The organism is Acinetobacter sp. TTH0-4, from assembly GCF_015602665.1.
Classification (GTDB): Bacteria; Pseudomonadota; Gammaproteobacteria; order Pseudomonadales; family Moraxellaceae; genus Acinetobacter; species Acinetobacter albensis.
On sequence record NZ_CP059079.1, the window covers coordinates 223639 to 236039 of the forward strand.

7 protein-coding genes are annotated in these 12401 nt (G+C 41.7%); all 7 read left to right on the plus strand.

Going from position 1 to position 12401, the window contains the following annotated elements:
- Positions 1 to 3 precede the first annotated feature (3 nt).
- The 7 genes from rplA (at position 4) to H0S58_RS01105 (ending at position 11916) form a co-directional block, all read left to right on the plus strand.
- Positions 4 to 699, plus strand: a complete 696-nt coding sequence (gene rplA / locus H0S58_RS01075) for a 50S ribosomal protein L1 (protein WP_053579370.1) — start codon at positions 4 to 6, stop codon at positions 697 to 699.
- A 301-nt stretch (positions 700 to 1000) separates the two neighbouring features.
- A complete protein-coding gene (gene rplJ, locus H0S58_RS01080) occupies positions 1001 to 1507 on the plus strand; it encodes a 50S ribosomal protein L10 (RefSeq protein WP_053579371.1) in 507 nt (168 codons plus the stop codon).
- Between the two features lie 48 nt (positions 1508 to 1555).
- Positions 1556 to 1921, plus strand: coding sequence for a 50S ribosomal protein L7/L12 (rplL, locus tag H0S58_RS01085; RefSeq protein WP_053579372.1), 366 nt, complete (start codon positions 1556 to 1558; stop codon positions 1919 to 1921).
- A 306-nt stretch (positions 1922 to 2227) separates the two neighbouring features.
- Positions 2228 to 6316 carry a DNA-directed RNA polymerase subunit beta gene (gene rpoB / locus H0S58_RS01090; protein ID WP_092718845.1) on the plus strand — a complete coding sequence of 1363 codons (4089 nt, stop codon included), beginning with the start codon at positions 2228 to 2230 and terminating at the stop codon, positions 6314 to 6316.
- 155 nt (positions 6317 to 6471) lie between these two features.
- A complete protein-coding gene (gene rpoC, locus H0S58_RS01095; RefSeq protein WP_053579374.1) occupies positions 6472 to 10671 on the plus strand; it encodes a DNA-directed RNA polymerase subunit beta' in 4200 nt (1399 codons plus the stop codon).
- A gap of 179 nt (positions 10672 to 10850) precedes the next feature.
- Complete coding sequence (locus tag H0S58_RS01100) at positions 10851 to 11393, plus strand: hypothetical protein (RefSeq protein WP_195726908.1); 543 nt, start codon at positions 10851 to 10853, stop codon at positions 11391 to 11393.
- 163 nt (positions 11394 to 11556) lie between these two features.
- Positions 11557 to 11916 (plus strand): DNA transfer protein p32, encoded by a 360-nt coding sequence (locus tag H0S58_RS01105; RefSeq protein ID WP_193893799.1) that lies wholly within the window; start codon positions 11557 to 11559, stop codon positions 11914 to 11916.
- The last annotated feature ends 485 nt before the right edge of the window (positions 11917 to 12401 follow it).

Consider the following 12401-nt stretch of genomic DNA (forward strand, 5'->3'; position numbering starts at 1 on the left):
GACATGGCTAAATTAACGAAACGTCAAAAAGCCATCGCTTCTGCTATTGAAGCAAACAAAGTTTATACTTTGGAAGAAGCGGTACAAGTTTTATCTAGCCTTCCTGCTGTTAAATTCAAAGAATCTTTGGATGTTTCAGTAAATCTAGGTGTTGATCCGCGTAAATCTGATCAAGTTGTTCGTGGCGCGACTACGCTTCCTGCTGGTACTGGTAAAACTGTACGTGTAGCTGTGTTTGCTCAAGGCGCTGCTGCTGAAGCTGCTAAAGCTGAAGGCGCGGACATTGTTGGTTTTGATGATCTTGCTGAAAGCATTCAAGCTGGCAACTTAGACTTCGACGTAGTGATTGCTGCTCCAGATGCAATGCGCGTTGTAGGTAAGTTGGGTACGATTCTTGGTCCACGTGGCTTAATGCCAAACCCTAAAGTGGGTACGGTTACTCCTGACGTAGCAACTGCAGTTAAAAATGCAAAAGCTGGTCAAGCACGTTACCGTGTAGACAAAGGCGGTATTATCCACGCTGCGATTGGTCAAGTTGGCTTTGAAGCTGCTGCTATTCGTCAAAACCTTGAAACATTAGTTGCTGATTTAAAAAGATTGAAGCCAGCAACTTCAAAAGGTATTTACATCAAAAAGATCACTTTGAGCTCAACTATGGGTCCTGGTCTTACTATTGATGTATCTAGCGTTTCTAACTAAGTTATTACTTAGAACAGAATTTTAAAGCCCTGAGTAAAAATCAAAGCGCTGCTTTGATTTTTACGCAAGAAACGCTCTGTCGTATTTTGCAAGCTTAGGCAAACTTTGAATTGATAGATGTAAATTTATCAGCGTCAAAGACCTCGGGCGAGGGGAGTTTTTCGAAACTCACTTCTTAAAAAATCAGTCCGAGTAGACGCGGTGGTGTGATTTATTCCTCCTCCGCGTGCAAGTCTTTTTTGATTTGCGAATTGGGAGTGCACTTGTTTGAGTGCATAAATCACCGTTAGGAGGTTTTACAATGGCTCTTCTTATCGAAAGCAAAAAACAGATCGTTGCTGAAGTGGCTGAAATTGCTTCTACAGCGTTCGCTGCCGTTGTTGCTGACTATCAAGGTTTAACTGTTGGGCAATTAACTGCTCTTCGTGTTGAAGCTCGTAAGCTAGGTGTTGCTACACGTGTTGTACGTAATACTTTGGCTAAACGCGCTCTTCAAGATACGCAATTTAATATCTTGAATGACAACCTCGTTGGTCCAACAATCTTAGCATTCTCAACTTCTGAAGACGACATGGGCGCAGCTGCTCGCTTGTTCGAAGAATTTGCTAAAACTAACAAAGCATTTGAATTAAAGGCTGCTGCATTTGACGGCAAACTTTATCAAGGTGAAGAAGTTAGTGTTATCGCAAATCTTCCGAACCAAGAGAAAGCACTTACTTTGCTTGCCTCTGTTCTTCAAGCTCCTATTTCGAAATTGGGTCGCTTACTTACAGCGCTTCAAGAGAAAAACGAGTCAGAAGCTGCTTAAGCTTAAACACCCTTTCACACCATTCAATACCCATTTGGAGTTATTCTCATGGCTTTAACAAACGAAGAAATCCTAAACGCAGTTTCAGAAAAAACTGTTCTTGAACTTGTTGAACTTATTTCTGCTTTTGAAGAGAAATTCAACGTATCTGCTGCTGCTGTAGCTGTAGCTGCTGGTCCTGCTGCTGCTGCTGCTGAAGAGCAAACTGAATTCAATGTTGAATTGACTTCTTTTGGCGCAAACAAAGTAGCTGTAATTAAAGCAGTTCGTGAAGTAACTGGTCTTGGTCTTAAAGAAGCAAAAGACCTAGTTGAAGGTGCTCCACAAGTTCTTAAAGAAGGTATTTCTAAAGAAGAAGCTGAAGAACTTAAGAAAAAACTTGAAACTACTGGTGCTACAGTTACTGTTAAGTAATTTAGCCAGGGATCGATTTGAAAATTGATCCCGAAATTTGGCTGATGGCTCTTGGGTCATCAGCCTTTTTGCGTTACAATTATCGGCTCGATTTTTGTTTGATTGATGTAAAAAGCGTCAATTACTATAATAAATCAAAAACATCAAACGCTTACCAATATTTTTTCATATTTGAAAATATTGCTAAGCGTTTTCATACCACTAAAAATTGCAGCATTTGTAAACAGTGGTGGCCATATCGGCCTGTGTAATTCCTTCTAGGTCCCGTTCTGCAGGCGGGCTTAGTTTACTTTCCGAGGACTCCAGATGGCATACTCATATACCGAAAAGAAACGGATCCGTAAGAATTTTGGTAAATTGCCTAGCGTCATGCATGCTCCGTACTTGTTGTCGATTCAAGTTGACTCGTATAGAACATTTTTACAAGACGGCAAAACTCCAAAAAACCGCGAAGATATCGGTCTCCAAGCCGCATTTCGTTCAGTTTTTCCTATTGAAAGTTATTCTGGCAATGCTGCTTTAGAATTTGTTGAGTATAGCCTTGGTAAGCCTGAGTTTGATGTGCGTGAATGTATTTTACGTGGTTCGACTTATGCAGCACCAATGCGCGTAAAAATTCGTTTGATCATTAAAGATCGCGAAACAAAATCAATCAAAGACGTGCGTGAGCAAGAAGTGTACATGGGTGAAATGCCACTCATGACCCAAAATGGTACCTTTGTGATCAATGGTACTGAGCGTGTAATTGTTTCTCAATTACATCGTTCACCAGGTGTGTTCTTTGACCACGATAAAGGTAAAACGCATTCAAGCGGTAAAGTTCTTTATTCTGCACGTATTATTCCTTACCGTGGTTCATGGTTAGATTTTGAATTTGATGCGAAAGATTTAGTCTTTGTTCGTATTGACCGTCGTCGTAAATTACTCGCGACTGTGGTACTTCGTGCATTAGGTTATAGCAATGAACAAGTCCTTGACATGTTCTATGAAAAAGTACCTGTTTACTTAGACATGGGTAGTTATCAAATTGACCTTGTGCCTGAACGCCTGCGTGGTGAAATGGCTCAATTCGACATTCTTGATGCTGACGGCAAAGTGATTGTTGAACAAGGTAAACGTATTAATGCACGTCATGTTCGTCAAATGGAAGCATCTGGCTTAACCAAGCTTGCTGTTCCTGATGAGTACTTGTATGAACGTATTACTGCACAAGACATCAAGTTACATGATGGTGATGTGATTGCTGCAAATACCGTTCTTAGTCATGAAGTGATGGTGAAGTTGGCTGAGGGTGGTGTTAAACAATTTAACATCCTATTCACTAATGACATCGATCGTGGTTCTTTCGTTGCGGATTCTTTACGTGCGGATACCACTTCAGGTCGTGAAGAAGCACTGGTAGAAATCTATAAAGTCATGCGCCCAGGCGAGCCACCAACCAAAGAAGCTGCAGAAAACTTGTTTAACAACTTGTTCTTCTCTTCTGAACGTTATGACTTGTCTCCAGTCGGTCGTATGAAGTTTAACCGTCGTTTGGGTCGTCCTTACGAAGTCGGTACAGATCAGAAGTCGCGTGAAGTTGAAGGGATTCTTTCAAATTCAGACATTACTGATGTGCTTAAAACACTGGTTGAAATCCGTAACGGTAAAGGCGAAGTCGACGATATCGATCACTTGGGTAACCGTCGTGTTCGTTCTGTTGGTGAAATGACAGAGAATCAATTCCGTGTTGGTTTGGTTCGTGTTGAACGCGCAGTGAAAGAGCGTTTAAGCCAAGCTGAAACAGATAACTTGTCTCCGCAAGATTTAATCAATGCGAAGCCTGTTGCAGCGGCAATCAAAGAATTCTTTGGTTCAAGCCAATTGTCTCAGTTCATGGACCAAAATAATCCATTGTCTGAAATCACACATAAACGTCGTGTATCAGCGCTTGGGCCTGGTGGTTTAACACGTGAACGTGCAGGTTTTGAAGTACGTGACGTACATCAAACGCATTACGGTCGTGTTTGTCCAATTGAAACGCCTGAGGGACCAAACATTGGTTTGATCAACTCACTTTCAGTTTATGCAAAATGTAATAATTTCGGTTTCTTAGAAACACCTTACCGTAAAGTTATTGATGGTCAAGTGACCATGGATATCGAATACTTATCTGCGATTGAAGAAGTAGGCACTGTCATTGCACAGGCCGATTCTGCAATGGATAAAGATGGTAACTTAACAGAAGAAGTTGTATCTGTACGTCATCAAGGTGATTTCGTACGTATGCCACCCGAAAAAGTGACGCATATGGACGTATCTGCTCAGCAGGTCGTTTCAGTTGCAGCATCACTGATTCCATTCCTTGAACACGACGATGCCAACCGTGCATTGATGGGTTCAAACATGCAACGTCAGGCTGTGCCGACCTTGATTGCTGACAAGCCGCTTGTTGGTACAGGGATGGAAGCAAACGTAGCGCATGATTCGGGTGTGTGTGTAATTGCTGATCGTGGTGGTCGTATTGAGTATGTTGATGCATCTCGTGTGGTTATTCGTGTTAATGAAGACGAAATGATCGCGGGTGAGGCAGGCGTAGATATTTATAACCTGATCAAATATACCCGTTCAAACCAAAATACCTGTATCAACCAAAAAGTTCTTGTGAACATGGGTGATAAAGTGGGTCGCGGTGATGTGTTGGCCGATGGTCCATCAACAGATGGCGGTGAGCTTGCACTCGGTCAGAACATGCGCGTCGCATTTATGACGTGGAATGGTTATAACTACGAAGACTCAATCTTACTTTCTGAACGTGTTCTTCAAGAAGACCGTTTAACGTCGATTCACATCCAAGAATTATCATGTGTTGCACGTGATACTAAATTGGGTGCTGAAGAAATTACTGCGGATATCCCGAACGTGGGCGAAGCAGCACTGTCTAAACTCGATGAATCAGGTATTGTTTACATCGGTGCTGAAGTGACTGCGGGTGACATTCTTGTTGGTAAAGTAACACCGAAAGGTGAAACGCAATTGACACCAGAAGAAAAATTGCTTCGTGCAATCTTTGGTGAAAAAGCGGCTGACGTGAAAGACTCATCTTTACGTGTTCCATCAGGTACCAAAGGTACAGTGATTGACGTTCAAGTGTTTACACGTGACGGTATCGATAAAGACGAACGTGCTCAAGCAATTGAAAAAGCACAACTTGATGCTTACCGTAAAGATTTGAAAGAAGAATACAAAATCTTTGAAGAAGCAGCACGTGAACGTATTGTTCGTTTGTTAAAAGGACAACAGTCGAATGGCGGTGGTACCACTAAACGTGGTGATAAACTGGCTGAAGACGTGTTATCTGGCTTAGAACTTGTTGATTTACTTGAAATTCAACCTGTGGATGAAGCGATTGCTGAACGTTTAACTCAAATTCAAGTGTTCTTGAAAGAAAAGAGCATTGAGATTGATGAAAAATTTGCTGAGAAAAAACGCAAACTTTCTACGGGTGATGAATTAACCACTGGTGTTTTAAAAGTGGTTAAAGTTTACTTGGCTGTTAAACGTCGCATTCAACCTGGTGACAAAATGGCGGGTCGTCATGGTAATAAGGGTGTCGTTTCTAACATTTTACCAGTAGAAGACATGCCGCATGATGCAAACGGTGTACCTGTTGATATCGTGTTGAACCCACTGGGTGTACCTTCGCGTATGAACGTGGGGCAGATTCTAGAAACTCACTTGGGTATGGCTGCAAAAGGTCTTGGCGACAAAATCGACAAGATGATGCAAGAACAGCGTACGGTTCTAGAGCTTCGTGAATTCCTAGATAAGATTTACAACAAAGTCGGTGGCGAGCAAGAAGATCTTGATAGTTTAACCGATCAAGAAATCTTGGCACTGTCTAAAAACCTTCGTGTAGGTGTACCTTTGGCAACGCCTGTATTTGATGGTGCCGAAGAATCGCAAATTAAAGACTTACTCGAGCTTGGTGGTATTTCACGTACTGGTCAAACAGTATTGTATGATGGTCGTACAGGTGAGCGTTTTGACCGTCCAGTAACTGTAGGTTACATGTACATGTTGAAACTAAACCACTTGGTTGATGACAAGATGCATGCACGTTCGACTGGTTCGTACTCGCTTGTGACACAGCAGCCGCTTGGTGGTAAAGCACAATTCGGTGGTCAGCGTTTCGGTGAGATGGAAGTCTGGGCACTTGAAGCTTATGGCGCAGCATATACTTTGCAAGAAATGCTGACGGTGAAGTCGGATGATGTTGAAGGCCGTACTCGCATCTATAAGAACATTGTAGATGGTAACCATTATATGGATCCAGGCATGCCTGAATCATTCAACGTATTGACTAAAGAGATCCGTTCTTTAGGTATCAACATTGAACTGAAAAATGGTGATTAATCATTTCCATTAAGTCTCTCTAAATCCCTCTTTGTAAAAGAGGGACTTTTCTCCCTTAGAAAAAGGGAGAAAAAGAGGAATTAAAATTCAGTTAAAAAACAATATTTGTGACCCAGTCGGGAAGTGAGATTCTTCTTGGCACACGGAGAAAAAAATTGAAAGATTTGCTCGATATCATGCGCAAAAAGACGGATTCAGATGGTCATGCACCAGTTGAATTTGATCGTATCCGTATTGGTCTTGCGTCACCAGAAATGATCAAATCATGGTCTCATGGTGAAGTTAAAAAGCCAGAAACCATTAACTACCGTACTTTTAAACCAGAACGTGACGGTTTATTCTGTGCCAAAATTTTTGGACCAGTCAAAGATTACGAATGCTTGTGTGGTAAATACAAGCGTATGAAATACAAAGGCGTCATTTGTGAAAAATGTGGCGTTGAAGTCACCACTGCAAAAGTTCGTCGTGAGCGCATGGGTCATATTGATCTTGCATCTCCAGTGGCACACATTTGGTTCTTGAAATCATTACCATCCCGTATCGGTCTTCTTTTAGACATGACGTTACGTGATATCGAACGCGTATTGTATTTCGAATCATACGTTGTGACTGATCCGGGTATGACTCCAATGGAGAAATACCAACTTCTAAATGATGAAGAATATTTCACTGCGTTAGAAGAACATGGTGATGAATTCAGCGCGAAAATGGGTGCAGAAGCGATTCAAGATTTGTTGAAAGACATCGATCTTGAAAACGAAATTTCGCGTCTTCGTGAAGAAATTCCACAAACAACGTCTGAAACGAAGCTTAAAAAAGCGTCTAAGCGTTTGAAATTGATGGAAGCATTCAAAGAGTCGAACAACAAACCAGAATGGATGGTGTTGACTGTACTTCCAGTACTACCACCTGATCTTCGTCCGTTGGTTCCGCTTGAAGGTGGTCGTTTCGCGACTTCTGATTTGAACGATCTTTATCGTCGTGTGATTAACCGTAACAACCGTTTAAAACGTCTTCTTGATCTTTCAGCGCCAGACATTATCGTACGTAACGAAAAACGTATGCTGCAAGAGTCTGTGGATGCATTGTTAGATAACGGTCGTCGTGGTCGTGCAATTACGGGTTCGAACAAACGTCCGCTTAAATCTTTGGCTGATATGATCAAAGGTAAGCAAGGTCGTTTCCGTCAAAACTTATTGGGTAAACGTGTCGACTATTCAGGTCGTTCAGTGATTACCGTAGGTCCGACTTTACGTTTGCATCAATGTGGTCTTCCAAAGAAAATGGCACTTGAGTTATTCAAACCATTTATTTTTGCGAAACTACAAGCTTCGGGTCAAGCCACCACCATTAAAGCTGCGAAGAAAATGGTTGAGCGCGAGACTCCAGAAGTTTGGGACGTTTTAGCTCACGTGATTCGTCAACATCCAGTGATGTTGAACCGTGCGCCAACGCTTCACCGTTTGGGTCTTCAAGCATTTGAACCGACCTTGATTGAAGGTAAAGCGATCCGTCTTCACCCACTCGTATGTGCTGCGTTCAACGCCGACTTCGATGGTGACCAAATGGCGGTACACGTACCATTAACGTTAGAAGCGCAATTAGAAGCGCGTGCGTTAATGATGTCGACCAACAATATCTTGTCTCCAGCCAACGGTGAGCCAATCATCGTACCTTCTCAAGACGTGGTCTTGGGCTTGTATTACATCACACGTGATGCAATCAATGCCAAAGGTGAGGGCATGGTATTTGCTGATACTGATGAAGTAAACCGTGCACTTGCTACCGGTCAAGTGGATTTACATGCTCGCGTTAAAGCACGTGTACATCAGACTGTGATTGATGAAGATGGTAATCGTGAAGATCAAACCATTATTGTTGATACGACTCCTGGTCGTTGTTTACTTTGGGAAGTTGTGCCTAAAGGGATGGACTTCCAGCAAATTAATCTTGAGATGAATAAAAAGAACATCTCGAAGTTGATTAACTCTTGCTACCGTAAATTGGGTCTGAAAGATACTGTAATCTTTGCGGATCAATTGATGTACTTGGGCTTCCGTCAAGCGACGCGTTCAGGCGTATCAGTCGGTATGGAAGACATGCTTATTCCACCGAATAAGCAAGCGATTATTGATAAAGCTGAAACTGAAGTTCGTGAAATTGAACAACAGTTTGAACAAGGTTTTGTTACTGCTGGTGAGCGTTATAACAAAGTGGTCGATATTTGGGCACGTACCAATGACCAAGTTGCAAAAGCGATGATGGACAACTTGTCTTTCACGACTGTTAAAAACAAACAGGGTGAAGATGAGAAGCAGAAATCATTTAATAGTATCTACATGATGTCCGACTCTGGTGCCCGTGGTTCGGCAGCGCAGATTCGTCAGCTTGCAGGTATGCGTGGTCTAATGGCGAAACCAGATGGTTCGATCATTGAAACCCCAATTAAAGCAAACTTCCGTGAAGGTTTGACAGTACTTCAGTACTTCATTTCAACACATGGTGCACGTAAAGGTTTGGCCGATACCGCACTTAAAACTGCAAACTCAGGTTACTTGACACGTCGTTTAGTCGATGTAGCACAAGATTTGGTGATTACTGAACCTGATTGCGGTACTTTAAGTGGTCTTGTAATGACACCGTTCATTCAAGGTGGCGATGTCATCGAAAACTTAGGTGCACGAGTATTAGGTCGTGTTGTTGCAGAAGATGTGACGCGCGTTGGTTCAGAAGAAGTTCTTCTACCACGTAATACTTTAATTGATGAAAAACTTGCTGCCTTTATTGAAGAAGCAGGCGTCGATGAAGTTAAAGTACGTTCAGTCGTATCTTGTGAATCGACCTTCGGTGTATGTGCGAAATGTTATGGTCGTGATCTTGCACGTGGTCATCAGGTGAACCCTGGTGAGTCGGTTGGTGTAATGGCTGCACAATCTATTGGTGAACCGGGTACCCAGTTAACCATGCGTACATTCCACGTGGGTGGTGCTGCAAGCCGAACATCTGCTGCCAACAGTATCCAAGTACGTAATAAAGGTACAGTACGTTTCCACAATGTGAAAACTGTAGAGCATATCAAGGGTCACTTGGTGTCTACGTCTCGTTCAGGTGAAATTGGTATTGCTGATGACCTAGGTCGTGAACGTGAACGTTACAAAATCCCATATGGTGCTTCTATTATCTTAAAAGATGGTGAAGCTGTCGCTGCAGGCGGCATCGTTGCTACTTGGGATCCGCATACGCATCCACTGGTAACTGAAGTTGCAGGTAAAGTACGTTTCAGCCAAATCGCTGATGGTGTAACTGTAACCTCAAAAACTGATGATGCAACAGGAATGAGCACGATTGAAATCTTACCAGTGACTTCTCGTCCTGCGTCAGGTAAAGATTTGCGTCCTGCAGTTGTACTCGATACAGTTGAAGGCGGTGAGCAGTTCTACTTCTTACCACAAAATACGATTCTTTCTGTCCGTGATGGCGAAACCATTGGTGTTGGTGACGTTATTGGTCGTGTACCTCAGGAAACTTCACGTACTCGTGATATTACCGGTGGTCTGCCGCGTGTAGCTGACTTGTTCGAAGCACGTAAACCGAAAGAGCATGCAATTCTTGCTGAAATTTCAGGTGTTGTGAGCTTTGGTAAAGAGACCAAAGGTAAAAATCGCTTAGTGATTACGCCAGACGATGGCTCTGAAATTTATGAAGAGTTGATTCCGAAATGGCGTACCATGAACGTGTATGAAGGCGAACATGTGAACCGTGGTGAAACTGTTTCTGATGGTCCACAAAACCCGCATGACATTTTACGTCTGAAAGGTGAAGTGGCGTTGACCAATTACATCGTGAACGAAGTTCAGGACGTTTATCGTCTACAAGGTGTAAAAATCAACGATAAACACATCGAAGTGATTGTGCGTCAAATGTTGCGTAAAGTTGAAATTACTGATGGTGGTGATACCAGCTTTATTAAAGGCGAACAAGTGGATTACATCCGCATGGTTGCCGAAAACCAAGCAGTATTGGCTCAGAATAAGTTCCCTGCGAAGTATGAACGTCAATTGATGGGTATTACCAAAGCATCGCTTTCGACTGACTCATTCATCTCTGCTGCATCGTTCCAGGAAACCACACGTGTGTTGACTGAAGCTGCTGTAACAGGTAAAGAAGATGAGTTACGTGGCTTGAAAGAGAATGTAGTCGTGGGTCGTTTGATTCCAGCGGGTACAGGTCTTGCATATCACTTAGAGCGTCGTCGTCAAGAAGCAGAAGCTGCTGAACACGAACTTGTAAATGACTTTAGTGATGTTGACCAAGCATTAAGTCAAGCATTTAGCGATGAGTTTAACGGTCTGTAATTCGTCAGTTAAATCGTAAAAAAAGACGCTTTCGAGCGTCTTTTTTTATGTCTTTTGTTACTCAGAAGGTATAAATCTTCAATCAAAATCATATTTTTCTTATAATAATTAAAGGTAATTTAAATTGCTGAGTTATTGAAATCAAATGTATTTATATATTGTAAGAGGATAATTAAAACATGAAAATTCTAAAAAAATTATTCAGTATGGCTATTTTGGCGACAGCTGTGAATGCTGCTTTTGCTGCCCCTATGCCATCGACTATTGTCGTGCAAGATAAAGCAGTTGTACCTATTGTGAAAACTCAAACAATTCAAACGATGCAAGGTGAACAGCCAATACGCACCACAGAAGCTACGATTTTTGAAGTAAGCAATCAAGGTCAAGATATTGTTGCACGTGAAATGATTTCAAAAGATCATGAGCAGCACTTTTCAGATAAACCGTTGTCTACACCTGTAATAAAGAAAGGAGCAGTGGTTGTCCCGACCTCTAAAGTCGAAGAGAAATCTACCCTTAAGCAAGCAGGAAGTGTGATAGCAGAAACGAAACAAATTGATGCAAAAGGGATAGCGTTTAAGAAAGGTCAAAGTCCTACTCAAAAAGAACTTCAACTTAAGCAGCTAAAACAAGCTGAGGAGAATAAAAGTATGAGTCACGCGGTTATTCAAGAAAATGGTAAAATTACCCAAGATATGATTTTGCTTAAAGACAATGATTAAAGTGCTGAGAATGATTATTTTTGAATTCGTGAGCAATATTGATCATGCTTGATTAGCTGCTTGTTACAAAATACTGCATATTCGCTGTAGTGAGTAACATTTAAAACTTAATCATTGCATTAAATAAGTCTAAGCTAAATAGAATGAAAAAAGGGGAAAGACCATGAAAAAATTAATGAGTATCGCTGCTATTGCGACAGTTTCTGCTTTAATATTTACAGGTTGTGAAAGTATGTCTGCCAATGAGCAGCGTATTGGTGCTGCTGCTTTAGGTGGTGCTGTTGGTGGTGGTGTAGGTAATAATGTTGGTGGTGGCGTGGGTGCTGCAATTGGCGGCGGTGCAGGTGCAGCTGTTGGGAGTAAAACCCAAAATGGTTCTAATCGTAATGCGACGTATAGTGGTGTAGGTGGTGCAATTGGTTCTGCCGTGGGTAAAAGCATTTTCGGTGGCAATTCAGGTGCTGCGATTGGTGGTGCAATCGGTGGCGGTGCAGGTGCTGCGATTGAGCAGAAAAATCGTTAAAAACCATTCATGAAATTAAAAAAAGCGTTTATCTATAAACGCTTTTTTTAATTTCGATAGGTCTGTCTTTTTGCTATACAGCGATGGCATCAATTCTAAAATAAGAATAATGATCTAAATCTTGTTGGTGTTTAAACAAATAAAATTAATACGTATTCATCCAGCCAAAAGGCTACATATTGACCCCAAATGATGTCTAAGAAGCATATATCATAATAATCAAGCTAAAACATACACAGATCGATTTCTGTACTGATCCTATTTTAAGTGTATATACCTCTGATCGTATCTTAAAATTTAACCTTCCATTTTAATGATGGCTTCCATGAAGTGGGTAAAATTAATAGCGTAATAGGGAAAATAGGCATTGTCGGAAGTCATCAAAAAAAGGGTGGATAAAGGTCAATTATTTTTCCATCTGTTTTCAACATACTGAACAGAACAGTGAGATTGAAACATGGATGATCATATTCCATGGATAGAAT